Raw genomic sequence first — 25812 nt, 5'->3', positions numbered from 1 at the left:
CAGCGCGTGGTGATCGGCCTGCTCGTCCTGGCCGTGGTCACGGCGGTGGTCGCGGCCCTGAGCATGCCGGCGCTGTGGTGGGTGCACGGTCTGGTCGACCTCGCGCTCGTCGGGTACCTGGTCTACCTGCGGCGCCAGGTGCGCATGGAGGAGGCGATCCGGGCGCGCAGGGCGGCACGGATGGCAGGCACCAGGCGTGCCTCGGCGGCGGACGACCCGGCGCTCGACGAGTGGGCCCGCCGCGGCCGCGAGGTCGGCGACCAGGGCCGTGCCGAGACCGGGTACTACGCGGACGACGACGAGGGCGACGAGGGCGAGGACCACCGGGAGGACCGGGCGGACCCCGCGACCGCCGGGCACTCCGACGAGGACTGGACGACCGACGACGGCACCGGCCGCGTCCGGGGGACCGGCGAGCCCGTCGGTGTGCTGCCCGCGCGTCGCCGGACCCTCGACGGCGGTGCGGCGACGCCGGAGTTCGAGTCCGCCCTGCCGCGCCTGCAGCCCGCCCCGGCACCGCCGCTTCCTGCGGGAACGCAGCTCGTGGACGTCGACGAAGAGGAGGACGAGCTCCCCCTCGACGCCGAGGAGACCACCCGCGGGTACCGCCGTGCGGCGGGCGAATAGCCCCTGATAAGGTCTCTCCTGCACGGCCGGAAGGCCTGCAGGCCTGGGGCTGTAGCGCAGTTGGTAGCGCGTCTCGTTCGCATCGAGAAGGTCAGGGGTTCGATTCCCCTCAGCTCCACAGCAGCTCAACGGCCCGGTCCCCTGTGTGGGAGCCGGGCCGTTTTTGCGTGTACAGCAGCGAAGTACAGCAGTGAGTCACCCTCCGAGGCTGTCGCCGAGCTTGTGCAGCGCGGCCTTCGTCGCTGCCGAGGACGCCTGCGAGTAGATCTCCATCGTCACCGAGAACTGGGCGTGCCGGAGGATCCGCATGATCACGCGCGGGTGGACGTCGAGGTCGACGAGGAGCGTCGCGCAGGAGCGCCGGGCGTCGTGAATGGTGATCTTCCGGACCTCGGAGCGCGCGCAGCGGTTGTCCCAGGAGCGGTTGAAGTTGCGCGGCTCGATAGGCAACCCGCTCTTGGTGGTGAAGACGAGGCCCACCGTGTCCTGCCAGGCCCTGCCAACCTTCGCGCGATCCGCGCGCTGGACCTCCTGGCGGTGCCGCAGAGCCGTGATCACGACTTCCGGCAGCGGCAACGTGTCGTCCGACGCCTCGGTCTTCGTCTCGCGGTGCAGCAGCTCACCGCTGGCGCGTTGGAGCTGGCGGCCGACCGTCAGCTCGCCGCCGTCGAGATCGAGATCCGACCACGTGAGCCCGAGGATCTCGCCCTTTCGCAGACCGAGGACGACGGCCAGGACGTAGGCCGCGAACATCGCGTCCCGCGCGCTACGGGCGGACTCCAGGAAGATCCGCACCTCGTCGGTGGTCCACGCCTTGCGCTTCTTCTTGCGGACCGAGGGCAGGGTGACGAACTGCGCGACGTTGCGCGTGACCAGCTCCGAGCGGACGGCGTGGGAGAGCGCCGAGCGGAGGCAGGCCCGGATGTCGCTGATGGTGCGCGCGCTGGGGACGTCGTGGCAGCAGAGCCCGCGAGCACAACAGCGCCGCGCCTTCTCCTCCCGCCGCTCGTCCTTGCCCTGCTCGCAGCACTGGCAGAGGGTCGGCAGCGTGTTGATCCACTGCTGCACGTCCCGGACCTGCAGCCGGTCGAGCCGCCGCTCTCCGATGCCCGGCACGATGTACCGGCGGACGAACAGCTCGTAGTTCACGTACGTCAGCGGCGCCCGGTTCGGCTTGATCACCTCGGCGAGCCAGGACGCGAGGAACGCATCCAGGCGCGGCACGGTGGTCGCGACGGGCCCGGCCTTCGCCGCCTGGTGGAGCGAGAGCCACTTGCCGTGCACCTCGTCGCGGGTCTTGCCGTAGACGTACTTGCGCTTCCGCGCCCCGGCCGGGGTCTGGACCCACGCGTAGGCGGCGAACCCGTTGCGGTGCGGGTAGATCGAGCCCTCGCCGTTCGCGCGTGCCTTCGTGGTCATCAGGCAGCCTCCGCGGCGCGGCGCTGGACGTACTCGTCGACCCACTCGGGCAGGACCCTGCGGTGGCGGCCGTCCTTCAAGGACCGGATCTCACCGGTGGCGACCAGCATCTTGGTCTTGGAGAGCCCGTAGTTGAGCATCACGGCCACCTCAGCGACCGTGTGCCAGCGGACCACGAGGCGGGTCGACGAGGCGGTCACGGTGTCCTCCTGGCAGTGCGTCGGTCGTCTCGGATGCGTTCTGCATGGGCGAGGGCCAGTTCTCGGTCGGTGTCGGTGTGATGGCCGATGCCGACGAGGTGCCAGTCGTTGACGACGATCACGGGCTCGTCGGCGGAGTGGCCCAGCTCGGCGAGCTGCTCGGCCAGTCGCCAGGCCCGGCGCTCTCCGCGGATGGTGCGGAACGCGGTGGAGTAGGCGCGGCTCTTGGTGAGGAAGTGGCCGCGGAACCCGAGCATGTGCGCCCACTTGCGCAGGTTCAGCTCCGCGTACTGCGTGAGCCCGCCGAGGTGCCAGGCGGTCTCGATGAGCCGGCGGTGGTGGTCGGCCAGGGCCATGTGCTCGAGGTGGGCCAGGGAGCGGATCGGGCGGTCCGGGTGCCCGTCGGTCTTGCCGGTGCCCTTGGTGGCGTACTTGGCGATGTACCCGGCGAGGCGGGTGTCGGTGATCTCGCCGCTGTCGTCGGTGACGGCGTCGTGGGCGGTGGGGGTGATCTCGCGGAGGTCGAGCTGGGCGCCCCAGCACAGCGTGAGCATGGTTCCGTCGGGTCGGGCGACGTCGAGCACGGTTGCGGCAGCGGCCTCACGGACGACGTCGTGCAGCCCTGCGGCGGTGATCCCCACGGGCGGCGGGTCCGCAGGCCCATCCGGTCCGTCGAGCCTGATCGCGGCGTGGAAGTGGACGAGTCCGCGGCGTTGGTACTCGGCCACCTTCGCGTAGGACAGCCGGGCGAGGGTGCCGAAGCGGCGCCCTGAGACGCCGAGGCGGGCGGCGAGGGCGCGGCGGAGGGCGATGGCGAAGCGGGCCCAGAGCTTCCCGGCGTGGGCCTGCCAGAGCACCGCGGCTTGGTAGTCGTAGGTGTCGTGGTCGACGGCTCCGCCGATGTTGGGGTCGTTGGCCTGATGGTGGCGCCCGCAGGAGCAGGGGATGACCCGGCCGCGGGCGGTGAGCCGTCGACTGTGGACAGATCCGAACGACGGCGCGGTCAGGGTGAGGAACACCCGAGGCCGGTCGGTGACCGAGGCCGGGACGCCGCGTTCCTGGCCGGCGAGTCCGGCGCGGATGAGGTGGAAGGCGTCGGCGGCGTAGCGGTCGGAGCAGGCGGGGCAGACGGTGTCACGGCGGTTGCCGCAGGGCGCCCAGACCTCTCCGGAGCGCTGGGCCAGGACCTCTCCGGCGGTCGTGGTGATGGTCGAGGAGCCGCGCAGCCGGACCGGGTGGGCGCAGCCGCCGGTGGCCTCCATCCGGGCCCGCCAGGCGGGGTAGTCGAAGGAGCGGAGCCGGGCGGTCAGGTCGAGATCGTGGTCATAGGTCATCGGGTCCACCACCAGGTGTAGCGGGCCTCGTAGCCCCACTCAGCGGCCAGAGCGCGGGTCGTCTGCCACTCGACCAGGACCGCGCCTACGACGGCGGCCCAGAACCAGCCAGAGCCAGTACCGAGCAGCAGCCAGAGGACTCCGAGGACGGCGGCGAGAGCGAGGGTGACGCGCAGCCAGGTCGCGGCGGCCCATCCGGTGACGGCCCACATCACGCAGCCTCCCCGTCGATCGCGCGCAGCTCCGGCGTGGCGGGCGGTGCGCACTGCTGCACGAGCTCGTCGATCTCGGCGTCGGTGACCAGGCAGGCGCGGAAGCGGATCGGCAGCCGTGAGCGTTGGTCGATGACGTAGCCGATCCCGGCGTGGTCGTCGCCGCCGGGGATCTCGTCGGCCAGTGCACCCCGTTCGCGAGCCCCGTCCCCGAGGATCATGTCGACATGGCTGGCGGCGGTGACGCCGAGGCAGATCCGCGTGGTGAACAGGTCCCGGACATCGACGACGTCCTTGGTCGGCTCCTGCACATAGCCCAGTACCGAGGTCAGGCAGGCCCGGCCCTGGGTGAGGATCTCCGCGAGCAGCCGCAACGCCTCCCGAACGTCGGCGCGTTCGCCGTAGGCGGTGAGCATCGCCATCTCGTCGATGATCACCACGTCCAGCGGGGTCGCCGGGCTGACGTCGAGGCGGCGCAGGCTCTGCTCGGCCATGAGTCGCTGGCGGGCCTTCATCTCGTCGCGGACGTCGGTGAGCAGCGCGATCGCCTCTGCGGCGGTGGTGGCGTGGCGGTGGAACAGCGGGATCCCGCGGCGGGTCTCCGCGCCGCCCTTGAGGTCGATCACGTGCACCCGCACCAGCCCGTCGCGGATGGCGGGTCCCATGGCGCGCAGCGGAGACCAGATCAACGAGCCTTTCCCCGAGCCAGATGCACCGGCCACCGCGACGTGACGGCCGGGCACCCCGAGGTCGAAGGGGTGGCCGTACTCGTCCTCCCCGATCGGCAGGGCCGACAGATCGACCGAGTCCGCGGTGGAGGGGATCGCGGGGGCGGGGATCGGGAACCGGAATGGCATCTCCCGCTCCACTACGACGGTGAGTACCCCGGGACGGTGCCGGACGACAGCGACCCGATGCGCCCGCAGAGCGTCGGCGAGGGGCTCGGTGCGGCCGGTCCAGAGCGTGAGGTCCTGTCCGCGGGTCAGTCGCACACGCAGCGTGTCGAGCGTGGGTGAGGCGGAGCGGACGCGGAGCACGCGCGGGGCGTGGATGTGTCCCGTGTGGTGGTTGGTCTGGGCGAGCCCGCAGTCGGCCAGCAAAGACGACCAGCGGCGGCCGCGGTAGGTCGTCCAGCGTCGCCAGGTGGCGCGCAGGGCGGGGGCGGCCCAGCGGTCGAAGGAGGGCGGGTGCAGCCGTCCCCAGACCACGACCACAAGGGCGAGCGATCCGACGCCGATCGCGGTCGGGAGCGCACCGAGGAGCACTGAGGCGGCGACCAGGGCGCCGGGGACGAGCGCGAACAGCGGGTGGCGGACGAGCCAGGCGACACCGCGGAACTCGCCGCCGACCCGGCGGGAGGAATGCCGGACGGTGTCGTGGCGGGCGCGGTGGTGGCTCAGGGACGGGCGGTTGCTGGGGCGGGGCATGGTCAGACTCCCTTGCGGATGGCGAGCTGGGCGAGGCGCAGTCCTTCGGCGACTCCGGCGCGCCAGGCCTGCTCGGTGGGGATCTCCGGAGTAGTGGCGTGCAGGAAGCGGCGGCGCTCGCGGTCGAGGCGACGGACGAGGCGCCCGACGCCGTGGACGGGCTGGCGGACCCGGCCCTTCCGGGTGCGGGTGGCGGTCAGAGACATGACGGCTCCTTGGGTGTGGTTGCGGGACAGGGGGTTCCGGTGCCGTGGCAGGTCGGGCACTCACCCGCGAGGCAGGCAGGGCAGTCGCGGCCGTCCCCGGCGCCCGGGTGGGTGTCGGGGGTCGTGCCGTAGCCCTGGCAGGTGTCGCACGAGCCGGAGCCCGTGCAGTCGGGACAGGTGCTCATCGGGGGCCTTCTGGGTCGGTGGGGCCTGTTTCGGGCAGGGGGCAGCCACTGCGGAATTGCTTGTGATTTCGCCGATCAGAAGGGGGTCGGCTGCCCCGTGCCCGGAAGCGGCGGCGGTCAGGCCGCGGTCGTGCTGGTGGTGCTGGTCTGGCTGCGTGCGGTTTCGAGCTGGGTGACGACCTCCGCGAGGACGTCACGGAGACGGACGAGGTCGCTGTGGTGGCCGAACACGGTCACGTGGGCGTCGGAGCCGTCGATGCGGACCGTGGCGCGGTCCTGCTCGGGGTAGAGGCGGGTGGCGTAGCGCGTGGTCTCGTAGACGTGCACGCCGACCTCCACATGTGTGGTGGGCAGGAAGGCGGGCCGGGCCATCACTTCTCCCCGGACGGGCGCGGCGCGGGGGCGTGCTTGATGCCCATCGCGCGCCATGCGAGTCCGGCGTTGACCCGTCCGGCGGTCTCGATCTGGTAGGGGGAGACGCGGGCGTCGAGCAGCTCGACCCGGACGTCCTCGCCGAAGTCGGGGCCGGGGTCGGTCCCCAGCGTCACCTTGATCTCCTCGCCCTTCGGGGCCCGCTCGCCGGGCTTGACCCGCAGCTTCGCGAACAAGGACACCGTGAACTGGGTCGCGCCGTCCCGGTCGGTGACGGGCGTCTGGGCGCCGTTGGCGTCCTCGCGCATCTTCGGGGTGGGCGGCTCGACGATGGTGAGCTTGTAGCCGCCGAGGTTGACGGGGATGTCTCGCACTGGTGCTCCTTGGTCGAAGTGTGCCCCGCTCTCGGGGCGTGTCTCGACCGTAGCACGTGCCGCCTGTGCGTCTTAGTCATGTTGGTCAGGTTGCGACACAGTCCACCCAGGTGGCCTAGCCAGCCTATTGAGGGGCACGTAGGGTGAGCGGCATGCAGGACTTGGACCCCGACGACCCGCGGCCGCCGTATCGGCAGGTGGCGAGTGCTCTACGTGCAGCGATCCTGACACGTTCGCTCAAGCCGGGGGAGAAGCTGCCGTCCGGCCCCGAGCTGGCCAAGCGCTACGGCGTCGCCCGCATGACCGCCCAGCAGGCCATCCGCGTGCTGCGCGAGGAGGGGCTCGTCGTCTCCCGGCAGGGGAGCGGGGTCTTCGTGCGTGAGCGCACCGAGCGTCCGGTCGGGCTCCGACCGCACATCGAGCGGGCCTTCGAGGCGGAGAAGGTCAAGGTCGACTTCGCCGGGTTCTCCGGCGAGACCCTGCACGGTGCGATGTCCGAGCCACTGGACAAGATCCGCGCCGGCCAGGTGCGCCCCGAGTCGATCCGGGTCCGGATCCTGGTCCCGGACCCCGCGCAGCCGTGGACACTCCCGGCGACGGTCGACGGGCTCGCGGACAGCCCGGCGTTCCGGGCACGGGCGACCGGGATCATGCAGCGCCACACCGAGGCCGTCGTCGAAGCGGTCAACGAGCTCGGCGAGCTCGGCCTCGTCACCGACGCCGCCGCGGAGGTGCGCGTCGCGCCCGCGGTACCGCTGTTCAAGCTCTACGTGATCAACGATGCCGAGGTGTTCTTCGGCTACTACCCGGTCCAGGAGCACACGGTGAAGCTCGACGGCGACCAGGTGCCTATGTGGGACCTCATGGGCAAGGACGCCACGCTGTTCCACCACAGCGCTGACAGTGACCCCGATACCCTCGCCTCCCAGTACGTCGCCCAGTCGAAGATGTGGTTCGACAGCGTGTGGGGCAGCGTCGCACGCCCGTTCGCCCGGTGAAGCTCGCTCAGCTCCTCGAGGAGCGCCGCCACGTCCTGCTCGACTTCGACGGCCCGGTCTGCGCGGTGTTCCCTGGCAACCGCGGACGGGAGTCTGGCGACGCCATGCGTCGGCTACTGGGCAAGCGTTGGGCTCAGCTCCCACATGAGGTCTCCATCGCCGACGACGCGTTCGTCGTCCTGCGCCACTTCGACCGGCGCGAGCGCGAGCTGGCCGAGAAGGCGGAGCAGGCGTTCGCCGCGGAGGAACGCAAGACGGTCCTGACCGCCACGCCGACACCCGGCGCGCTGGATGCGATCAAGGCGCTGCGCGGGAGCGGTCACACGATCACCATCGTCAGCAACAACTCCGAGTCGGCGATCATGGCATTCGTCGACCAGCACGGCCTCGACGGCGAGATCGACGGAGTAGTCGGCCGGACCCGGCCGCGCACGGAGGACCTCAAGCCGGAGCCCCACCTACTCCGCCGGGCGCTCGACGAACGCAACGCCGCGCCCACTGAAGCGGTCCTGATCGGCGACTCCGTGACCGACATCCAAGCCGCACGAGCCGCCGGAATCGCCGCCATCGCCTACGCCAACAAACCCGGCAAAGACCGCGCCCTACGCTCCTTCGAGCCCGACGCACTGATCAAGTCCATGGACGAGATCGCCCACGCTGCGTAACCGCGAACTACAAGATCAAACGAGTCACACCTAGGCATCGTGATCCACAGGTGCACTCTCCGTGCCCATACCGACGCCCTGTGACGCGACTGCGACAGCGTGCCGCAACGCATCCAGTTCCGGCGCCCCGGTCGGCCCGGCCCCAGTCGAGTACAGGCGACACGAGAGTTCAGGCCCTCGCACTGCAAGGTCACCGAACGGGTCAACGCCGTCGATCACGACAGTGGGTGAGCCTGCGAAGACTTCGGCGGTGGCGACGGAGTCCTGGGTGAGCGTGACGACCTCAATGGCCGTGTCAGCGCGCCCGGCCTCGTCGAGAGCCTGCCGAAGCCGCGTATAGGCAAGTCTCTCGTTCGGGCAGTCCGGCACGACCAATAGCTCGACCCGCATCGGTTGGCCCCTGTCGTTCGCGGCTCTGCCAGGCAGCCCGAGACCAGCTCAGTCGTTCCGACCCATCCGGATCAGGTTGCCGCTCGGGTCCTTCACGCTGAACTCCACCATCCCCCAAGGCTCCACCACGATGTCGGTCACCGGCAGGCCCTGCTCCTTCCATCGCCGGTGCCACTCGTAGGGATCCGGGATGTGGACGTAGCAGGCCGCCGCGTTGCGCTCCGGATCAAGGCCCGTCCGCAGGTCCAGATGGGCCAGCTCGGACTCACCGAACATGACGAAGGCGTACTCGGGGCTGTACTCATCGACCCGCAGACCGGCGCGGGTCCAGAAGTCCCGCGCAGCGGCCATGTCGTGCACCGGAAAGATCGGGATGATCGAGGGCCGGTTGGCGAGCCGCCCAGCCATGTTGTGAACGCAGCTCCCGCACAGCGCGATCTCCGGATGGAGACTCAGTCGAGCAACCTCCGTCGAAGCCTGCTGGAGTCCGCAGCATCCGCATGTCACCGCGGTCTGATCCGACACGTCAGTCATGGCGCCCCCCTCGACGTCCGTTCGAGCGTAGCGGGGTCAGCATCTTCGTGGCCGCCCTCTTGCGATGTCACGAGCAACATTCGGCGGCCGGGTCCTCGCTTAGCCCAGCAGGTGTGCCGCATTCGCAGCTGGCACGCGACGCCCGGCCTGAGGCCGCGGGGTTCAGACTTTCTCTACCTGATCAAGGACGCCTGCGGCGTCTGGCCCCCGGCTGCGGCCTCCGGCCGGTCCGGGGGCAGTCGTCAGAGATCGCCAAAACCTAATCCGACGGCGAGTCATTGTCATCCTGCATCGCAGCCTCCACAAAGGAGCCGCCGCTCAAAGCTTCTAGCTCCTCTAGAATGCTCTCGGCCTCGCGGATTGCGCTTTGGCGTTCGAAAAGTGCGACCGAGTAGTCCTTCGCCTTGAGTACCAAAATGGCCCTCTTGAGCCCCTGATGCACCGGCTTATTCTTACTCTCAAGTTGCCGCCAGACTTGCATGGCCTCCCTCCATTGTCCTTGGCGAGTAAGATTCTTGCATCTCAATCCGATTAGCACGTCGTTCCGGTCGCGGGGGAATCTGGTAGAGGTCTCATCGATGGCTTGTGCGGCTTCAATGAACCTGCCCGCTTCGATCAAGATCCCAGCACGCTGCGCGTACGCTTCGAACTTCGCGTGCCCAACGTTGACTGCGTCGTTGGCAGCATCCAATGCCCGATCGAAATCATCAATGTGGAGGTAGTAGGTAGCCCGTCTATGGTGAATGAATCTTTCGGCGGCATCTGCCGCTTCCAATCGTGACAATGCCGCTTCGGCGGCAGCCGTGTCGCCCAGTGCGAAGTTGATTTTTACCAGCAGATCCAGCAAGAACAAATTCTGGGACTGATTCTCTCTGGCTAGTGCTGCTTCGCATGCAGTCAACGCTGCGGCCAGATCTCCCAGGCCGAATGAGCAGAACGCAATTTCGCGATATACAGCGATTCGCGTGTCTCCCGTATCGCGAGCTGCCTTGAACGAGGCGAGCGCATCGGTCAAGTTGCCACGAATTCGACTTCCGAAGCCGTCGAGGAAATAGAAGTGGCGGTCACCCGCATCCTCGATCTTCTTAAGCATTTCTTCGGCTTCGGGCCACCGCTTGAGTCGAACGAGTGACTTATATGCGATCTCTCGCAACTCGCGGTCTCGAGAGTCTTGCCCGCTTCCTTTCCACTCCTGTCCGCGAAGTGAATACTCAAGCGCTTGCTCGTACTCAGCTCGATGGTAGCTTTCATTGGCGGTGCGATGGATAGTCGAAGACCGCAGGAAGGCTTGAGCTGGGCTTGCAATATCACGCCGCCCGGACAGTGTCGATGCGTGAAGGGTTGCGTCAATGACGGCCAAGGAGGGGGCGTTCTCCTCGTCGCGCCAAAACGCCTTATCGAGTCGCTCAGCGACCTTCTGATAGAAATTTTGCTTTGGGAAGTCTCGCACCTGGTATAGTGATTGGCGCGCAGGTGCTGATATGGAGTATATGTCGGCCCTAACTTGGATAAGACTGAAGTCGATAAGCCCCTTGATGGCCACTGCCAGCGTCTCGTCCTCGATGTCGAGTGCCACTGAGAGTGGACCAAATGGGAGCCCACGCTCATTGCCGAGATACGTTAGGATATTCCATTGAACTGAAGTGAGATCTAACTCGCTGAAGAATCTCCTAAACTGCTTCGCCTTGAATGCTGAAAGATCTTGTTTGTCTGCTAATAGAACATCAAGGCCATACTGCTTGGCATGCTGGGTGGCGTAGATCGCTGCTGGAGGGTAGCCATCTACATACTCAGCGAGCTCTTCGAGTTTGTGTGCGTCATGGACCACCCCAGCGCGCCGCATCAACTGGGTTAGCAGGAGGCGGGTGAATCCATCGTCAAGTGGGTCGACTCTCAGTTCAAAGAATTCTTCTTCGTGTGGCGTCCAAGACGTTGGACGGCGCGTGTGAAGAACCGCCAGGTAGCGGTCTGAGCGCATCTCAAGGAATGAAGAGAAGAGATCTCTCCATTCCTTCGCGTAAGCTCCTCTGTGGTCAAGGAGGCCGCCTTCGTCGATCAAGCACGGGGCGGCTGGGGAATCGCAAAGTGCCGCGAGTAGGCCGGATAATTCCGTCGTCTTTTCGCCGTCTTCAAGCTGGCGAAAGGCATGAAGTTGTCGATTTAGATCTTCCTGCCTTCCTGTCTCTGCCATCTCATCGAGGAGGAACAAGTAGAGATCTTCAGTTGTCGTTGCGTTGTCGACTTGAAAATAGGGGCCTAGGCGGAGGTCTAGCGTATCCATGAAAGCACGTTCGAGGACTGAGCGCCTGCCAACTCCTGACAGCCCACGGCCCACAATGAAATGCGGCGCTAATCTATTGCCGGGTACGAATCTCGCGGAGAAATCACTGAGCTCTTTTTCTCTTCCGACTAGCGGTTTGCGATCAGTGAGGGGGAGCATTGAGACCAAGGATTGCTGTATCTCTCGGGAAGCCTGTGCTGCCTTAGTTTGAATAATGGCCTTGGATCGTCTAAGCCAAACTGGAAGATCTTCCAAGGAGACAGCCGTATCGATGATCAGCACTAGCTGCCCTTCGATTCCTCCGTCCATGCGCCGGAACTCCGCTTCGTCCAGCTCGAATCTGCACCATGCCGATTCCAGTGAGCGCTTCGAAGCAAGAAACACAAATAGAGAGGATGAGTCAAGGCCATCTGCAATAGCTTTGCGAAAGTCGACCCCGGCCTCAAATGAAATCTCGTCGAACTTGACCTTCGATCTCGTCAAGCGGCTCGCCAGCGCGCGAGCGTACTCCTTGTCGTGCGACGAGTGGCAGATAAATGCCTTCTTCATTCCCGATTTGTCCGTTCAGGTCCGACTCGGAACTGCAGTGCTAAGGTCGGGGACACCGCATGCGTTCGCTAGAATACGCGAGAAGCTCCGAAGTTCGTCGCCGGTCTGGTGCAATGCATTCCTTAGATCCTGCTCCCGCGTCCAACTCGCTTCATGCTCTCGGATTGATCTCTCGGAATCTCTGCAGGACTCCCAGGACTGAAGCTCTGGATGCCAGTAAGAAAGAAGAGGGCGCAAAGTGTAGTTTAGCATCGCGACACATAGATATCCGAAATTGAACTCGCCGCTCGGCTTAGGCTCTGCAACTGCCGGGCCGTACTTGCGAAGTATCTGGCGGGAGGACTCAAAGATCGTATACAGGCTGTGAAGGCTCTCGCGGAGAACGCCATCGCGCAGGGGAACTACGCCGACTCTCGTAATCAACTCGACGTAGAGTTCCCATGCGGCGTTCCGCTCTTCATCGGTGGGTTCCCATCTTCCTGAAACCTTGAAGAGCTTCAGGTCGAGGCCAACCTCAACGCTCTTGGGTGCCCGCACTTCTGTCTCCGATCAATGCTGCATCAGGTTGCCAGGTTCTTGTGATCTCGTGGAGACTATCGCCAAAGACGTTCACGGTGTTTCTGGTGATGTCACCAACCGGTGTCCAGACGCGGAGGTCAACGCTGGGGTGAAGCCACCGAGTAGCGCCCTCGCCGGGCGGGCAAGTCTCCAGGATGGCGGCCCGTGTCATCCCGACGACCTCCCGGAGGTCTACCGCACGGACGCCCGTGGGCGGAGCTGGCGTAGGTCGGCCGGCGGTGGCGTCGAGGGCCGCCCACGGACGTCCGCGCGGTCGGCTTGCAGCAGGTCGACGGGATGGCACTCAGCGGGCAGGGGAGTGCTGCCGTACAGCAGCGAAGTACAGCAACCGCGCCGTCCGTGCTCGACCCACGTCGAGCGTCAGCGGCTGGTCAGGGCCGTGATCGACCCTCGTCGGCCGCCTGGCCGGTAGTTCGCATCGAGAAGGTCAGGGGTTCGATTCCCCTCAGCTCCACAGCAGCTCGGGCGGCCCGGTCCCATCAGTGGGAGCCGGGCCGTTCTCGTGTGTGCGGTAGTGGGCCGGACTCCCAGGCTGTCGCCGAGCCTGCGCAGGGCGGCATTGGTCGCCGCGGACGACGCCTGCGAGTAGGTCTCCATCGTCACCGAGAACTGCGCGTGCCGGAGGATCAGCATGATCACGAGCCTGCCGCACCCGGCGTCGAAGGGTCGGAAACGGTGATCATGCGGCATGTGAGGTCGTCGAGAGACACGAGGCCGAGGACGACCGCCGTGGGCTTCCCGCGAGCTGTTCGCACCCGCGCCTCGGAGCGGTCGCGCGCCGACATATCGGCTGGTCCGGCATAGCGCCCGCCCGACGAGGGCAAGGTGCCCAGGCGCGGACGAGGTCGCAGCGGGCGGTCAGGATCGTGCGTGAGCTCGGGGGGTGGGGCAGTAGGGTCCGGCGCGATGATCCGGAAGAAGGTGCTGGGCGGGGTGGCGGTGGTCGTGGTCGCCGTGGCGGCCTTCGCCCTCGTCGATCCCCTCCACCTGCTCGTGCGGCCCTGGTTCGCCGGGATCGCAGTGGGGCTCGGGGTGGTGCTGCTGACCGTGTGGGTCGCGCTCGCCTTACGCCGCCCGGTGGCCCGGTTCCTCGTCGGCGCGCTCGGCCTGCTGGTGGCGTTGGTGTGGGCGGTCTTCGTGTGGGCGTCGATCGCGATCTCGCCGGGGCTCGCGGTGGTCAGCGAGGTGGCCGGGCCGGACGGCTCGCGGCTGCGGCTCGCCGTCGTGGAGGTGGAGACGCTCGCGATGGACGCACCGGCGTACTCGGTGCGGCTGCGCGCGGGGTCGGGGCTGCTGACCCAGGACTCGCCGGTGTGGGTGGGCCTCAGCGAGGGGGCCCCGCCGACCGGCGTCCGGTTCGTCGACGAGCGGACGGTGGATGTGGTCGCGGGCGAGGGCTGCGGCTACCGGTCGACCGTCGATCCCGTCACGCTCACGGTCGACCCGGTGCACCGCCCGCTCCGGCTGGACGGCTGCTGACCGCGCTGACCGTGCCGGTCGTTGGGCCGAACGGATCTTTCCCGGCGCAGGCGCTCCGCTCGATACTCCGCCCGTGCCGGAGACGCCGATCGAGCAGGGACGGGACACACCACAGCGCTTCTGCGCCGACTTCGCCGACGAGCTGAGCAGCCGGGGGGTCTCGGTCCGGGACGCCGCGGACCGCTCGGGCTGGAGCAAGAGCGCCATCGGCAACGCCCGGACGGGACCGCGGCTGCCGCGTCGCGAGCTCGTGGCGGACGTCCTCTCCGCGATCGGGCTGACCGAGGCGCAGGTCCAGGACTGGACGCTGCGGCACGCGGCGCTGTCGATGACGGGGGCGGACCCGGCCGCGTCCGATCCCGCCGCCCCGCCGCCCGCACCACCGCGCCGTCGGCCGGGACTCCCGGTCGCCGCCGGGGTCGCCGCGCTGGTCGGCGCGGTGCTGGCGGGCTCGATCGTCTACCTCCTCGTGCGACCGGCGACGGCGCCGCCGTCCGCGGTGGCCTCCGCGGTGGTGACGGTGCAGAACAAGGTCGCGCTGGGCGCCGAGGACCTGGTGGAGGACACCACGCCCGCGTACCTGTCGAGCCGTCCCGAGCCCTTCTGCGGGCGCACCGGCTGCAAGGTCGAGGGAACCGAGGTCGTCAGCGGGGCGCTGCTGCCCGCGGTGTGCACCGTGACCGGCGCGGAGATGTGGAACTACAACCTGGACTCGCCCGCCGACGACAACCCGGGCCGGGCCCGCTCCGCGCTCTGGTACCGCCTGACCTGGCCCGACGGGCGCGCTGGCTACCTCTCCGAGGTCTACCTCGAGCCCGCCTCGCGCGGCGGGCTCGGGCTGCCCACCTGCACGGCCCCCTGAGGCCCGTCAGTCCGGGTCGCCCGCGGGCGCGATCGCCGACGGCGGCACCAGACCGGAGTCCCCGGGCTGCAGCACGACCATCGTGAACCGGACGGGCCCGTCCCCCGCCCCGGAGTAGCGGTGCGGGACGTGCGCCTCGAACAGCACGGTGTCGCCCTCGCCCAGCTGGTGCTCGACCTGCCCCACGCGCAGGCCGAGCCTGCCCTCGAGCACGGACAGCACCTCCCGCGTCCCGGCCGGATGGGCCTCGCCCTCGAACGCGTCGCCGGGGCGCATCGTCCAGTCCCACAGCTCGACGACGTCCGGCGGGTCCGTCCCGATCCGGAACACCGCGGTGCTGCCCTCCGCGCTGCTCCACAGCGGGACGGCCTGCTCGGCGCGCCGCACGACGACGCGCGGCGCGGCATCGCCGTCGACCAGCGAGGTGACGCCCACGCGCAGCGCCTCGGCCAGGTGCACCAGCGTGCTGATGCTCGGGTTGCCCCGCGCGGTCTCGATCTGGATCACGGTCCCGCGGCTGAGCCCCGCGGCCGCGGCGAGCGCGTCGATGGTCATCCGGCGTTGCCTGCGCAGAGCGCGGACGTTGCGCCCGATGGAGGCGGCGACGTCGTCGGGGGACTGCACGAGGTCCATTCTGTCGTATCGAGGTGGACAGTTCAGTGAACCCCTCGTACAGTCCATCCGCGTGTTCTCGATCGTCCAGTTCGCTGTACTCGCATGATCCCCGCGGTGCCCTCCGCCCTGCTCTCCGCGGGCGCCTACGGTCTCGCCGACTTCGCGGGCGGGCTCGCCGCCCGCCGCGCCTCCGTCCTGCGCGTGACCGTGGTGGCGCAGGCCGCCGGACTGGTGACGCTCCTGCCCGGGTTGTGGCTGGTCGGGGGCACGTTGAGCGGGAGCGCCGCCGTCACCGGGATGCTCGCGGGCCTGTGCGGGGTGTCCGGGCTCCTGCTGTACTTCCGCGGCCTCGCGGTGGGGCCGATGGGGACGGTCGCGCCGCTGTCCGCCGTCGTCGCCGCCGGGCTCCCGCTGCTGGTCGGGATCGTGTGGGGCGAGCGGCCGGGACCGCTGACCGTCGGCGGGATGGTGCTGGCGCTGGTCGCGATCGTGCTGGCCACGATGGGCTCCCGCGGCGAGCGCGCCGCGCTGCAGGGAGTGCTGCTCGGACTGGCCTCCGGCGCCGGGTTCGGGCTGTTCTTCGTGGCGCTCGACGCCACGCCGTCGGACTCGGGGCTCTGGCCGCTGATCGTCGGCCGGGCCACCACGGTCACGCTGCTGCTGCTCGCCGTCGCGGCGGTGCGGCCGAAGGGCCGGGGCAACCCGTGGCTGATGGTCGCGAGCGGGGTCCTGGACTCGGTCGCGAACGTGTTCTTCCTGCTCGCGACGCGGGTGGGTGAGCTGGGCGTGACGTCGGTGATCGTGTCCCTCTACCCCGTCGCCGTGGTGCTGCTGGCCCGCGCGGTGCTGCGCGAACGGCTCACCGCGGCCCAGATGGCGGGCGTCGTCCTCGCGATCGGTGCCAGCGTGGCGATGAGCGCGTGACCGGTGAGCGGTCGCTCCAGCGACTATCGCCACTCACAGGTCAGCGCCAGGAGGGGAGCCAGAGCTCGGCCTGCCAGTGCGCCGGGGAGATCGGGAGGCCGACCAGGATCGGCCACAGCCACGCGAAGTTCGCGACGACCGCCCCGACCCACAGCCCCACCACGAGCAGGCCGGTCTGTCGCCGTTCGGAGCCCGCGCGCTGTGCCCGGCCCAGGACGTCGCCCATCACGAGCACGGTGGCCAGCACCAGGAACGGGGCCACCGGCGTCATGTAGAAGAAGTACATCTGCCGGTCGATGTTCACGAACCACGGCAGGAAGCCCGCCCCGTACCCGACGAGGACGGCGACGTAGCGCCAGTCCGCGCGGGTGACCGAGCGCCAGAGCGCCCAGCCCAGCACGGGGATCGCGGGCCACCACAGGGCGGGCGTGCCCACCAGCATCACGGCGCTGGTGCAGGGGGCACCCTCGCAGCCGACGACGTCGGCGCCGGACTCGTAGAAGTAGAGCATCGGGCGCAGGCCCATCGGCCAGGTCCACGGCTTCGACTCCCACGGGTGCGGCTGCCCGGCCGGGGTGTCGAGGCTCTCGTGGAAGTCCAGGACGTGCCCGGAGTAGTACCAGAGCGAGCGCAGTGCGTCGGGCACGAAGGCCCAGCTCCCGCCGGTCCCGACCTCCCGCCCGACGACGTGCCGGTCGATTCCCACCTCGCTGCCGAACCAGGCCCACCAGCAGGCCAGGTAGGTGAGGACCGGCAGGAGCGCCAGGGTGCCCAGGGCGGGGAGGAGGTCTCGGCGGATCGCCCCCACCCAGGGTCGGGCGACACCGGCCGAGCGCCGAGCGGCGACGTCCCACAGCACGCTGAGCACGCCGAAGAAGACGATCCAGTAGACGCCGGACCACTTCACCCCGCAGCCCAGGCCCAGCAGGACGCCGGTGGCGATCCGCCACCACCGAACCCCGAGGACCGGGCCGAACGGGCTCTCCCCGACCCGGTCCACGAGCGCGCCGAGGCGCTCGCGGACGTCGTCGCGGTCCCGGACCAGCGTGCAGAAGGCGGCGAGCACGAAGAAGGCCTGGAACACGTCGAGCATCCCGACGCGGGCCTGGACGTGGCTGACGCCGTCGCAGATCAGCAGGACGCCCGCGATGCCACCGAGCAGGGTCGAGCGGGTGAGCCGCCGCCCCACCCGGACGATCATCAAGATCATCAGCGTGCCGCAGAAGGCCGCGGCCGCCCGCCACCCGAGCGGGTCGTACCCGAAGATCCACTCGCCGACGGCGATGAGCTGCTTGCCCAGCGGCGGATGTGCGACGAGCTCGTAGCCCGGGTTGTCCTCCACGCCCCCGTTGCGCAGCATCTGCCAGGCCTGCGGGACGTAGTGCTTCTCGTCGAAGACGGGCGTGCCCGCGTCCGTCGGGTAGCCGAGGCCGGTGAACCGCAGGACGCCGCCGAGCAGCGCCAACGCCACGGCGAGGACCCACCCGCGGGCGGTGTCCGTGGGCATCGGCGGCCCGAGCCGGACCACCGGGTCCGGCTCCGGAGCCCGCAACGGCGGGGGAGTCCCGACGGCCACGGCGCCGGTGACCTCGTGGTCCTCCGGCTCCACGACCCGGTCGCGTCGTGTCACGCCCCGGGTCGGTTCCATCGCGGCAATCGTAGGCTCAGTGACATGCTCGTACTCGCCGCCACCCCGCTCGGGGACGCTCGGGACGCCTCGGCCCGGCTGCGGGAGGCGATCGGCACCGCGGACGTGATCGCCGCGGAGGACACCCGCCGGTTCAAGACCCTGGCCGCCGCGCTGGAGGTCACCTACACCGGCGCCCTGATCAGCCACTACGACGCCGTCGAGGAGGCCCGGATGCCCCGGCTGCTCGACGATCTGCGGGCCGGGCGGACCGTGCTCGTCGTGTCCGACGCGGGGATGCCCGCCGTGTCGGACCCGGGGTATCGGCTGGTCGCCGCGGCGGCGGCCGAGGATCTGAAGGTCACCTGCCTGCCCGGCCCGTCGGCCGTGACGACGGCGTTGGTGCTGTCCGGCCTGCCCTGCGACCGGTTCTGCTTCGAGGGCTTCGCCCCCCGCAAGGACGGCGACCGGCGGCGCTGGCTGGCCCAGCTGGAGCACGAGCCGCGGGCGGTCGTGTTCTTCGAGTCGCCGCACCGCATCGCGGACACCCTCGCCCTGGCCGCCGAGGTGCTGGGCGGGGACCGCGCGGCGGCGGTGTGCCGGGAGCTGACGAAGACCTACGAGGAGGTCAGGCGGGGCGGGCTCGCGGCGCTCGCCGAGTGGGCGGCGGAGGGCGTTCGCGGCGAGATCACCGTGGTGCTGGCCGGAGCGGCCCCGACCGCGGCCCCGCCCGTCGAGTCGCTGGTGGCGGCGGTGCAGGAGCGGGTCGAGGACGGGGAACGCCTGAAGGACGCGGTCGCCGCCGTGGCGGCGGCAGCGGGTGTGGGCAAGCGGGACCTCTACAACGCGACCCTGGCCGCGACCTGACCTCGTGGGTGGCGATGGTCGCTCACAGGGCGGGTTGGGGGGCCGTGCTCCTGCGTTGCAGGGCTCTGGCCACCGGCTCCACGAACCTCGCCGCGATCGGGCCCAGGATCGCCATGAGCAGCACGTATGCCGTGGCCAACGCGGCGAGCTCGGCGGGGACCGCGGCGTAGGACACCGCGAGGCCCGCGATGACGATCGAGAACTCGCCGCGGGCGATCAGCGCGGCGCCCGCGCGGGCCCGCCCGAGCTTCCCGATGCCCGCCCGCCTGGCCGCCCACCAGCCCGTCGCGATCTTCGTGAGCGAGGTGGTGACGGCCAGCACGACCGCCCAGCCCAGCACCGGCGGGATCGTCCGCGGGTCGGTGTTCAGGCCGAAGACCACGAAGAACACCGCGGCGAAGAGGTCTCGCAGCGGCTCCAGCAGCCGGGTGGCGTTGTGCGCGGTGGAGCCGGAGATCGCGATGCCGAGCAGGAACGCCCCGACCGCCGCCGAGACCTGCAGCGCCGACGCGATCCCGGCCACCAGCAGCGCCGCACCCAGCACCTTGAGCAGGAAGACCTCGCGGTCCGGGCTGTCGACGACCATCGACACGTACCGCCCCCAGCGCAGCGCCACGAGCAGCACCACCGCGATCACGACGAGCGAGATCGCGACGGCCTCCAGCCCGCCGAGGAAGGTCACGCCGATCAGCAGGGCGGTGAGGATCGGCAGGTAGACGGCCATGACGAGGTCCTCGAACACCAGGATCGAGAGCACCACCGGCGTCTCGCGGTTGCCGAGCCGCCCGAGGTCGGACAGCACCTTCGCCACGATCCCGGACGAGCTGATGTACGTGACACCGCCCATCACCATCGCCCCGACCGGCCCCCAGCCGAGGACCAGCGCCACGGCCACGCCCGGCGCGGCGTTGAGCACGACGTCCAGCACGCCGCCCATCCAGGAGCGGCGCAGCCCCGTCATCAGCTCGTTGGCCGAGTACTCCAGGCCGAGCAGCAACAGCAGCAGGACGACGCCGACCTCGCTGGCCAGCGACGTGAACTCGCCGATGTCTCCCAGCGGGACCAGCCCGCCGTTGCCGAAGCACAGGCCGCCCACCAGGTACAACGGGATCGGCGAGAGCCCGATCCTGCCCGCGAGCCGACCGAGCAGCCCCAACCCGAAGAACACCGCCCCGAGCTCGATCAGCTCGAGTGCCGTGTGGTCCATCAGCCGTGGGTCAGGATCTTGACGGCGTTGTCGAGCCCCTCCGACGTGCCGACGGTGACCAGTAGGTCCCCGGCGGTCAGGGTGAAGTCGGGCGTGGGGGAGGGGTGCGCCTGGCCGGCTCGCATCACCGCGACGACCGACACGCTGGTCCGGGTGCGCAGGGCGGTGTCGCCCAGCGTCCGGCCGTCGAACGGGCTCTGCTCGCGCACCGGGATCTGCCGGGTGTGGATCCCGGGCAGGTCCTTGTGCTCCTCGTTGAGCTGCGCGACGAGCTGTGGCGCGCCGAGCAGGTTGGCCAGCGCCGAGGCCTCGTCCGCAGTCAGGGGCAGCTCGGCCAGGCAGGCGTCGGGATCGTCGGACTTGGACAGGATCAGCTCGATCTGCCCGTCCCGGTGGGTGACGACGCCCACGCGGCGGCCGTTGCGCAGCGCGAAGTCCTTCCGGACCCCGATCCCCGGTAGCGGGGTGACCTCCACGTTCACCCTCACAGAGTAGGTCACGCGCGGCCCGGGTAGTTCCAGCGCATGACCGATCTCCCGCCCCAGGTGCTGGTCCTGTTCGGCGCCACCGGCGACCTCGCGAAGCGCAAGCTCTTCCCCGGGCTGTTCTTCCTGTGGCGCAACGGGCTGCTGCCGGAGGTGCGGATCATCGGCTCGGGTCGGCACACCCCCGACACCGACCTTCGCGAGCTGGTCCGGCAGGAGGGTGAGGACTGGGACGAGTTCGCGTCCCGGATCACCTTCGTGGCGTCGAGCGCGGACGACGGGTCCGACCTCGCCGAGGCCGTCGCCGCGGCGGAGAAGGACCTCGGCGACGGGACCCGTCGCCTCGTCTACCTCTCCGTCCCGCCGTCCGCCGCGGAGGGGATGGTCCGGATGCTGGAGAAGGAGGGTCTGAACGAGCGTGCCCACCTGGTCCTGGAGAAACCCTTCGGCACCGACCTGGCCACGGCCAAGGAGCTCGACGCCACCCTGCTCGACGTCTTCGATCCCGAGCAGCTCTTCCGGATCGACCACTTCCTGGGCAAGGAGGCGGTCCAGAACATCCTGGTCCTGCGCTTCGCGAACGGGCTCTTCGAGCCGGTCTGGAACTCCGCGCACGTCGCCTACGTGCAGATCGACGTCCCGGAGGCGATCGGGATCGAGGGCCGGGCCTCGTTCATGGAGTCGACGGGCACCTTCCGCGACATGATCTCCACCCACCTGTTCCAGCTGCTCGGCTTCGTGGCCCTCGAGCCGCCGACGGTGATCGACGAGCGCGGGCTGCACGAGGAGAAGGCCAAGGTCTTCCGCGCGATCCGGGCCCTGGACCCGGCGAAGGTCGTGTTCGGGCAGTACGAGGGCTACCGCGACGAGGACGGGGTGGCCGACGGCTCCCGCGTCGAGACGTTCGTGGCCCTGGAGGCCCGGATCGACAACTGGCGGTGGAAGGGCGTGCCGTTCTACCTGCGGACGGGCAAGGCGTTGGCCGAGGGCCGCCGCACGATCACCATCGGCTTCCGCGAGCCGCCGCTGGAGGTCTTCCCCTGCACGGCGGACGGGGAACCGAACGAGCTGGTCCTCGAGCTGACCGACGACGCGAAGGTCTACGTCGACATCCGGGCCAAGAAGCCCGGGCCTGCCCTGGACATCGCGCACGCCCGGCTGAGCCTGGAGCTGGAGCAGGCCTTCCCCGACGACACCGCCGTCGAGGCCTACGAGCGCCTGCTGCTCGACGCGATCCGCGGCGACCACACGCTGTTCACCTCCACGGAGGAGGTCGAGCGGCTCTGGGAGCTGTGCGACCCGGTGCTCGCCGACCCGCCGCCCGTCGAGTCGTACCCACAGGGCTCGTGGGGCCCCGAGGCGGCACTGGAGCTGCCGCGGCCGCGGGGTTGGCGCCTCGGCTGACGCCCCGCCCACGCTGCGCGTGAGGGAGCCGATCTGTGTCCATGACACTGTCATGGACGCAGTCGTGGCTCCACGATGCGGGTCAGCGGGCGGTCAGGCTCGCCTCGAAGAGCAGGGTGCCGTGTTCCACGAGCAGGGTGCGGTCGATCGCGGTGCCCGCGTCCTGGCTGGCGAGGAACAGCTCGGCCAGACCGCCCAGGCAGAAGTGGGCCGCGGTCTGCAGCTGCTCGGGCTCGATCGGCAGCTGGGCCAGCCCCAGCTCGCCCACGATGATCGCGGCGAACCCCCGGTTGGCCGCCCGCCTGCGGGCCCGCAGCGAGGGGCACCCGACGGCCTCGACCAGCACCGTGCTCTGCCGGGGGTCCGCGTCCAGGCGGTCCGCGACGGCGACGAGGCAGGCGTGGATGCGGGCGTGGAGGTTCGGCCCCGCCGCCTCGATCGCGGCGAGCACGACGGCGGCGCGGTCCTCGGTGCCCTCGTCGAAGATGTCCCCGAGCAGGTCCTCGGCCGAGTCGTACTCGGCGGCGAACTCGGCGGCGTCGAGCCCCGTGGCCGCGCACACCGCGGGCGCGGTCACCGCGGCCCAGCCGGAGTCGGCCCAGAGCTGCAGGCCCGCGTCGCGGAACACGGCCCGACGCGCGGCCGGGCCGGGCCGCGCGCCTCGCTGCGGCGTCCATGGGGTCACCGTATCGCCTCCGCGCCGGACGGGGCCGAGGTTCGCCCGGCCGTGGGCGCCGCGACCTGCGGGCCTACCCTGATCTCATGACCTCCTCCGTGCTGACCGCCGTGGCGTGGCCGTACGCCAACGGTCCGCGGCACATCGGCCACGTGTCCGGCTTCGGTGTGCCCTCCGACGTCTTCTCGCGCTTCCGCCGGATGTCGGGCGACCAGGTCCTCATGGTCAGCGGCACGGACGAGCACGGCACGCCGATCCAGGTCCAGGCGGACGCCGAGGGGCTCACCCCGCGGCAGCTCGCGGACAAGTACAACGGCGTGATCACCAAGGACCTGCAGGGCCTCGGGCTCTCCTACGACCTGTTCACCCGCACCACGACCTCGAACCACTACGAGGTCACCCAGCAGATGTTCCTGTCGCTGTTCAAGAACGGCTACATCGTCGCGAAGACGCAGATGGGCGCCATCAGCCCGTCGACGGGCCGCACGCTGCCGGACCGCTACGTGGAGGGCACCTGCCCGATCTGCGGGTACGACGGCGCGCGCGGCGACCAGTGCGACAACTGCGGCAACCAGCTGGACCCGGCGGACCTGATCAACCCGCGCTCGCGGATCAACGGCGAGACACCCAAGTTCGTCGAGACCGAACACTTCTTCCTCGACCTGCCCGCCTTCTCGGAGTCGCTGGGCAGCTGGCTGTCGACCCGCACGGACTGGCGGCCGAACGTCCTCAAGTTCTCGGCGAACCTGATCGAGGACCTCAAGCCGCGGGCCATCACCCGAGACCTGGACTGGGGCGTGCCCGTCCCGCTCGACGGCTGGTCGGACAACCCGCTCAAGAAGATCTACGTCTGGTTCGACGCGGTGATCGGCTACCTGAGCGCGTCCATCGAGTGGGCCCGCCGCGGCCCGGACCCGGAGGCCTGGAAGCAGTGGTGGACCGACCCGGCCGCCCAGGGCTACTACTTCATGGGCAAGGACAACATCACCTTCCACTCGGTGATGTGGCCCGCGATCCTGTTGGGGCAGAACGGCGCCGGTGACCACGGCGGTGAGCCCGGGGCGTTCGGCACGCTGAACCTGCCGAACGAGATCGTGTCGTCGGAGTACCTCACGATGAGCGGCTCGAAGTTCTCGACCTCCCGCGGAACCGTGATCTACGTGGGGGACTTCCTCGAGGAGTTCGGGCCCGACGCGCTGCGGTACTTCATCGCCGTCGCCGGGCCGGAGAACCAGGACACGGACTTCACCTGGGACGAGTTCGTCCGCCGCACCAACTTCGAGCTGGCCAACGAGTGGGGCAACCTCGTCAACCGCTCGGTCTCGATGGCGCACAAGAACGTGGGCGCGATCCCGAAGCCGGTCTCGCCGACCCAGGAGGACGCCGAGCTGCTGGCCGCCTCCCGGGCGAGCTTCGACGTCGTCGGGGACCTGTTGCGGCGCAACCGGTTCAAGCAGGCGGTCGGCGAGGCCATGCGCGTGGTGTCCTCGGCGAACAAGTACATCTCCGACCAGGAGCCGTGGAAGCGCAAGGACGACCCGGACCGCCGGGACACGATCCTGCACACGGCCCTGCAGGTGGTGTCCGACGCGAACACCCTGCTCACCCCGTTCCTCCCGCACGCCGCGCAGAAGGTGCACGAGGCGCTGGGCGGGACGGGGGTGTGGGCGGCGCAGCCGGAGATCCGCTCCGTCGAGGACCTCGGCGACGGCCCGGACTACAGCGTCCTGACCGGCGACTACGAGACGCAGCAGGCCGTCTGGGAGTCCCGCCCGATCGAGGTCGGCACCCCGCTGGCCAAGCCGAGCCCCCTGTTCCAGAAGCTCGACGCGGCCCTCGGCGAGACCGGCCCGGAGTGGGCCCCGATCCAGAAGTAGCCGAGATGAACGTCAGTGCTGCTGGGACCATGATCGAACAACACTGACGTTCGTCTCGACCTGTGGGGAGACGCATGAGCCGGCGTGAACCGCCCGCGCCGCCCGAACCGCTCGGGGCGCCGACCGTGGACGCGCACACCCATCTCGACGCCTGTGGGTGCACCGACGCGGCCTCCGTCGCCGCCGCGATGGACCGGGCGACCGCGGTGGGGGTCGTCGGAGCGGTCACCGTCGCCGACGACCTGGCCTCGGCCCGGTGGGCCGTCCAGGCCGCGCAGTGGGACGCCCGGGTGGTGGCGGCCGTGGCGCTGCACCCGACCCGCACCGCCGCCGTGACGGACGAGGAGTTCGCGGAGATCGAGCGGCTCGCCGGGGACCCCCGCGTGGTCGCGGTCGGCGAGACCGGGCTGGACTACTACTGGGACTACTCCCCGCCGCAGGCCCAGCAGGAGTCCTTCCGGTGGCACATCGACCTGGCGAAGCGGCTCGGCAAGCCGCTCATGATCCACGACCGGGACGCCCACGAGGACGTCCTGCGGATCCTGCGCGAGGAGGGCGCGCCGGAGCGGGTGGTCTTCCACTGCTTCTCCGGGGACGCCGCGATGGCGCGGGAGTGCGCCGCGGCCGGTTACACACTGTCGTTCGCGGGCCCGGTCACGTTCCGTAACGCCAAGGACCTGCAGGAGGCCGCCACCGTGCCGCCGGACGACCTCCTCCTGGTCGAGACGGACGCGCCCTTCCTCACCCCGCACCCGAACCGGGGCCGCGCGAACGAGCCGTTCTGTCTGCCCTGGACCCTGCGTGGCCTGGCAGAACTCCGTGGGACACCTGAGGACTCGCTCGCCGCGACCATCCTGCGCAACGCGCAGCGGATCTTCGGGACGGGGCTGTGGCCGTCGGGCGCCGATGTGACGTCGGCGGGCGGCTCGGCACCTCGTTCGGCGTAGCCAACGCACCGTTCGGCGCGGTTCCCCCAGTCGGGGCTCGTAGCGGTCGGCCACACCCCGTTACGGTTCCGTGATTCGCCCAGCCGGGATGGGTCGCTCCCCAGCACCGGCGTCGTGAGGGTCTCCCCGCCCTCTGGCGCCAGCCCTGCCCGGTCCGACGAGCGTCTGGAAGCCAGTGGTCGACGTATCTGCGCGTGCGCACCGGCGCGCGGTCCGGGTCCGCCTCGGACTCGAGTCCCTCGAGGAGCTCGAGCGACCCGCCGCGTCCGCCACCATGCCGGACACCGCGCCGGGTACCGCGCCCGCTGGCCCCTGGCTGGAGTACGACGAGGAGCCTGCCGCGGGCTACGTGCCCGGCTCGTGGCAGGACGACCTCCCGTCGGACCCGTTCCCGCAGGTCGAGGAGACCTTCACGGCGCCGGTCCCGGTGGTGCGGGACTGGTTCGCGGAGGACGCGCCGACCGGCGGGATGCCGCGGGTCGAGCCCGCG

At 69.7% G+C, this 25812-nt stretch carries 27 protein-coding genes and 1 tRNA gene; 12 read left to right on the top strand and 16 right to left on the bottom strand.

What is annotated here, in order from left to right; all coding sequences use genetic code 11:
• Both H5J29_RS01775 and H5J29_RS01770 read left to right on the top strand, forming a co-directional pair.
• Positions 1-627, top strand: a 627-nt coding sequence (locus H5J29_RS01775) for a SepX/GlpR family protein (RefSeq protein WP_512700100.1), incomplete at its 5' end; no start/stop codon positions are given.
• 45 nt (positions 628-672) lie between these two features.
• A tRNA-Ala gene (locus H5J29_RS01770) sits at positions 673-745 on the top strand.
• A 77-nt stretch (positions 746-822) separates the two neighbouring features.
• Here H5J29_RS01770 and H5J29_RS01765 read toward each other — a convergent pair.
• From H5J29_RS01765 to H5J29_RS01730, 8 genes are all read right to left on the bottom strand, one after another.
• Positions 823-2046 (bottom strand): tyrosine-type recombinase/integrase, encoded by a 1224-nt coding sequence (locus H5J29_RS01765; protein WP_181779112.1) that lies wholly within the window; start codon positions 2044-2046, stop codon positions 823-825.
• The gene (locus H5J29_RS35710) at positions 2046-2246 is read right to left on the bottom strand and encodes an excisionase family DNA-binding protein (RefSeq protein ID WP_181779111.1); all 201 of its coding nucleotides are present in this window, start codon (positions 2244-2246) and stop codon (positions 2046-2048) included. Before H5J29_RS35710 ends, H5J29_RS01765 begins: the two co-directional genes overlap by 1 nt.
• Positions 2243-3580 (bottom strand): replication initiator, encoded by a 1338-nt coding sequence (locus H5J29_RS01755; RefSeq protein WP_181779110.1) that lies wholly within the window; start codon positions 3578-3580, stop codon positions 2243-2245. Before H5J29_RS01755 ends, H5J29_RS35710 begins: the two co-directional genes overlap by 4 nt.
• Complete coding sequence (locus H5J29_RS01750; RefSeq protein ID WP_181779109.1) at positions 3577-3792, bottom strand: hypothetical protein; 216 nt, start codon at positions 3790-3792, stop codon at positions 3577-3579. Before H5J29_RS01750 ends, H5J29_RS01755 begins: the two co-directional genes overlap by 4 nt.
• Positions 3792-5219 carry an FtsK/SpoIIIE domain-containing protein gene (locus H5J29_RS01745; protein WP_181779108.1) on the bottom strand — a complete coding sequence of 476 codons (1428 nt, stop codon included), beginning with the start codon at positions 5217-5219 and terminating at the stop codon, positions 3792-3794. The genes H5J29_RS01750 and H5J29_RS01745 overlap by 1 nt, the downstream gene beginning before the upstream one ends.
• Before the next feature lie 2 nt (positions 5220-5221).
• Positions 5222-5425 carry a hypothetical protein gene (locus tag H5J29_RS01740; RefSeq protein WP_181779107.1) on the bottom strand — a complete coding sequence of 68 codons (204 nt, stop codon included), beginning with the start codon at positions 5423-5425 and terminating at the stop codon, positions 5222-5224.
• Positions 5426-5727: 302 nt separating this feature from the next.
• On the bottom strand, positions 5728-5982 hold the full coding sequence (locus H5J29_RS01735) for a hypothetical protein (protein ID WP_181779106.1): 255 nt from the start codon (positions 5980-5982) through the stop codon (positions 5728-5730).
• The gene (locus tag H5J29_RS01730) at positions 5982-6356 is read right to left on the bottom strand and encodes a hypothetical protein (RefSeq protein ID WP_181779105.1); all 375 of its coding nucleotides are present in this window, start codon (positions 6354-6356) and stop codon (positions 5982-5984) included. The genes H5J29_RS01735 and H5J29_RS01730 overlap by 1 nt, the downstream gene beginning before the upstream one ends.
• A 152-nt stretch (positions 6357-6508) precedes the next feature.
• Between H5J29_RS01730 and H5J29_RS01725 the strand changes: the two genes are divergently transcribed.
• Together H5J29_RS01725 and H5J29_RS01720 are read left to right on the top strand one after the other, a co-directional pair.
• Entirely contained in the window at positions 6509-7354 is an 846-nt protein-coding gene (locus H5J29_RS01725) for a winged helix-turn-helix domain-containing protein (protein ID WP_181779104.1), read from the top strand.
• Positions 7351-8019, top strand: coding sequence for an HAD family hydrolase (locus H5J29_RS01720; protein WP_181779103.1), 669 nt, complete (start codon positions 7351-7353; stop codon positions 8017-8019). Before H5J29_RS01725 ends, H5J29_RS01720 begins: the two co-directional genes overlap by 4 nt.
• A 438-nt stretch (positions 8020-8457) precedes the next feature.
• Here the strand turns inward: H5J29_RS01720 and H5J29_RS01715 are convergent, their stop codons facing one another.
• The 3 genes from H5J29_RS01715 to H5J29_RS01705 all read right to left on the bottom strand — a co-directional run bounded on the left by H5J29_RS01715 (position 8458) and on the right by H5J29_RS01705 (position 12310).
• Entirely contained in the window at positions 8458-8817 is a 360-nt protein-coding gene (locus H5J29_RS01715; RefSeq protein WP_181779102.1) for a DUF8817 family protein, read from the bottom strand.
• Positions 8818-9202: 385 nt separating this feature from the next.
• Positions 9203-11773, bottom strand: a complete 2571-nt coding sequence (locus H5J29_RS01710; protein ID WP_181779101.1) for a TIR domain-containing protein — start codon at positions 11771-11773, stop codon at positions 9203-9205.
• A gap of 15 nt (positions 11774-11788) precedes the next feature.
• Complete coding sequence (locus H5J29_RS01705; protein WP_181779100.1) at positions 11789-12310, bottom strand: hypothetical protein; 522 nt, start codon at positions 12308-12310, stop codon at positions 11789-11791.
• 948 nt (positions 12311-13258) lie between these two features.
• On the opposite strand from H5J29_RS01705, the gene H5J29_RS01700 reads away from it, so the two are divergent.
• Both H5J29_RS01700 and H5J29_RS01695 read left to right on the top strand, forming a co-directional pair.
• Entirely contained in the window at positions 13259-13831 is a 573-nt protein-coding gene (locus H5J29_RS01700) for a hypothetical protein (RefSeq protein ID WP_181779099.1), read from the top strand.
• Between the two features lie 73 nt (positions 13832-13904).
• A complete protein-coding gene (locus H5J29_RS01695; protein ID WP_181779098.1) occupies positions 13905-14693 on the top strand; it encodes a helix-turn-helix domain-containing protein in 789 nt (262 codons plus the stop codon).
• A gap of 6 nt (positions 14694-14699) precedes the next feature.
• Here the strand turns inward: H5J29_RS01695 and H5J29_RS01690 are convergent, their stop codons facing one another.
• Positions 14700-15317, bottom strand: coding sequence for a helix-turn-helix domain-containing protein (locus tag H5J29_RS01690; RefSeq protein ID WP_181779097.1), 618 nt, complete (start codon positions 15315-15317; stop codon positions 14700-14702).
• A gap of 105 nt (positions 15318-15422) precedes the next feature.
• Here H5J29_RS01690 and H5J29_RS36065 point away from each other — a divergent pair, with 105 nt between their 5' ends.
• Positions 15423-16232 carry a DMT family transporter gene (locus H5J29_RS36065; RefSeq protein ID WP_181779096.1) on the top strand — a complete coding sequence of 270 codons (810 nt, stop codon included), beginning with the start codon at positions 15423-15425 and terminating at the stop codon, positions 16230-16232.
• 40 nt (positions 16233-16272) lie between these two features.
• Here H5J29_RS36065 and H5J29_RS01680 read toward each other — a convergent pair whose 3' ends face one another.
• Complete coding sequence (locus tag H5J29_RS01680) at positions 16273-17880, bottom strand: dolichyl-phosphate-mannose--protein mannosyltransferase (RefSeq protein ID WP_181779095.1); 1608 nt, start codon at positions 17878-17880, stop codon at positions 16273-16275.
• 24 nt (positions 17881-17904) lie between these two features.
• On the opposite strand from H5J29_RS01680, the gene rsmI reads away from it, so the two are divergent.
• Positions 17905-18726, top strand: a complete 822-nt coding sequence (gene rsmI, locus H5J29_RS01675) for a 16S rRNA (cytidine(1402)-2'-O)-methyltransferase (RefSeq protein WP_181779094.1) — start codon at positions 17905-17907, stop codon at positions 18724-18726.
• Positions 18727-18748: 22 nt separating this feature from the next.
• Here the strand turns inward: rsmI and H5J29_RS01670 are convergent, their stop codons facing one another.
• Positions 18749-19933, bottom strand: coding sequence for a cation:proton antiporter (locus tag H5J29_RS01670; RefSeq protein WP_181779093.1), 1185 nt, complete (start codon positions 19931-19933; stop codon positions 18749-18751).
• Positions 19933-20415, bottom strand: a complete 483-nt coding sequence (locus tag H5J29_RS01665; protein ID WP_181779092.1) for a cation:proton antiporter regulatory subunit — start codon at positions 20413-20415, stop codon at positions 19933-19935. The genes H5J29_RS01670 and H5J29_RS01665 overlap by 1 nt, the downstream gene beginning before the upstream one ends.
• 42 nt (positions 20416-20457) lie before the next feature.
• Between H5J29_RS01665 and zwf the strand changes: the two genes are divergently transcribed.
• Entirely contained in the window at positions 20458-21822 is a 1365-nt protein-coding gene (gene zwf / locus H5J29_RS01660) for a glucose-6-phosphate dehydrogenase (RefSeq protein WP_181779091.1), read from the top strand.
• 82 nt (positions 21823-21904) lie between these two features.
• On the opposite strand, the gene H5J29_RS01655 is transcribed toward zwf, so the two are convergent.
• Positions 21905-22450, bottom strand: coding sequence for a hypothetical protein (locus tag H5J29_RS01655; RefSeq protein ID WP_181779090.1), 546 nt, complete (start codon positions 22448-22450; stop codon positions 21905-21907).
• Positions 22451-22584: 134 nt separating this feature from the next.
• On the opposite strand from H5J29_RS01655, the gene metG reads away from it, so the two are divergent.
• The 3 genes from metG to H5J29_RS01640 form a co-directional block, all read left to right on the top strand.
• Entirely contained in the window at positions 22585-24375 is a 1791-nt protein-coding gene (gene metG / locus H5J29_RS01650; protein ID WP_181779089.1) for a methionine--tRNA ligase, read from the top strand.
• A 74-nt stretch (positions 24376-24449) separates the two neighbouring features.
• Positions 24450-25322 (top strand): TatD family hydrolase, encoded by an 873-nt coding sequence (locus H5J29_RS01645; RefSeq protein ID WP_181779088.1) that lies wholly within the window; start codon positions 24450-24452, stop codon positions 25320-25322.
• A 274-nt stretch (positions 25323-25596) separates the two neighbouring features.
• Positions 25597-25812 (top strand): hypothetical protein (locus tag H5J29_RS01640; protein ID WP_220186876.1); only part of this gene is annotated, 216 nt, incomplete at its 3' end.

The sequence above is a fragment of the Pseudonocardia pini genome (genome assembly GCF_013870575.1).
In the GTDB taxonomy this organism is placed as follows: domain Bacteria; phylum Actinomycetota; class Actinomycetes; order Mycobacteriales; family Pseudonocardiaceae; genus Pseudonocardia; species Pseudonocardia pini.
The sequence above is the reverse complement of the archived record's forward strand: the minus strand, read 5'-3'. Positions and strand labels throughout refer to the sequence as shown.

Coding starts and splice junctions, on each gene's coding strand:
- H5J29_RS01765 (WP_181779112.1), bottom strand. CDS start 2,046: ATGACCACGAAGGCACGCGCGAACGGCGAGGGCTCGATCTACCCGCAC.
- H5J29_RS01755 (WP_181779110.1), bottom strand. CDS start 3,580: ATGACCTATGACCACGATCTCGACCTGACCGCCCGGCTCCGCTCCTTC.
- H5J29_RS01750 (WP_181779109.1), bottom strand. CDS start 3,792: ATGTGGGCCGTCACCGGATGGGCCGCCGCGACCTGGCTGCGCGTCACC.
- H5J29_RS01745 (WP_181779108.1), bottom strand. CDS start 5,219: ATGCCCCGCCCCAGCAACCGCCCGTCCCTGAGCCACCACCGCGCCCGC.
- H5J29_RS01740 (WP_181779107.1), bottom strand. CDS start 5,425: ATGTCTCTGACCGCCACCCGCACCCGGAAGGGCCGGGTCCGCCAGCCC.
- H5J29_RS01735 (WP_181779106.1), bottom strand. CDS start 5,982: ATGGCCCGGCCCGCCTTCCTGCCCACCACACATGTGGAGGTCGGCGTG.
- H5J29_RS01725 (WP_181779104.1), top strand. CDS start 6,509: ATGCAGGACTTGGACCCCGACGACCCGCGGCCGCCGTATCGGCAGGTG.
- H5J29_RS01715 (WP_181779102.1), bottom strand. CDS start 8,817: ATGGCTGGGCGGCTCGCCAACCGGCCCTCGATCATCCCGATCTTTCCG.
- H5J29_RS01710 (WP_181779101.1), bottom strand. CDS start 11,773: ATGAAGAAGGCATTTATCTGCCACTCGTCGCACGACAAGGAGTACGCT.
- H5J29_RS01700 (WP_181779099.1), top strand. CDS start 13,259: ATGATCCGGAAGAAGGTGCTGGGCGGGGTGGCGGTGGTCGTGGTCGCC.
- H5J29_RS01680 (WP_181779095.1), bottom strand. CDS start 17,880: ATGGAACCGACCCGGGGCGTGACACGACGCGACCGGGTCGTGGAGCCG.
- rsmI (WP_181779094.1), top strand. CDS start 17,905: ATGCTCGTACTCGCCGCCACCCCGCTCGGGGACGCTCGGGACGCCTCG.
- H5J29_RS01670 (WP_181779093.1), bottom strand. CDS start 19,933: ATGGACCACACGGCACTCGAGCTGATCGAGCTCGGGGCGGTGTTCTTC.
- zwf (WP_181779091.1), top strand. CDS start 20,458: ATGACCGATCTCCCGCCCCAGGTGCTGGTCCTGTTCGGCGCCACCGGC.
- metG (WP_181779089.1), top strand. CDS start 22,585: ATGACCTCCTCCGTGCTGACCGCCGTGGCGTGGCCGTACGCCAACGGT.
- H5J29_RS01645 (WP_181779088.1), top strand. CDS start 24,450: ATGAGCCGGCGTGAACCGCCCGCGCCGCCCGAACCGCTCGGGGCGCCG.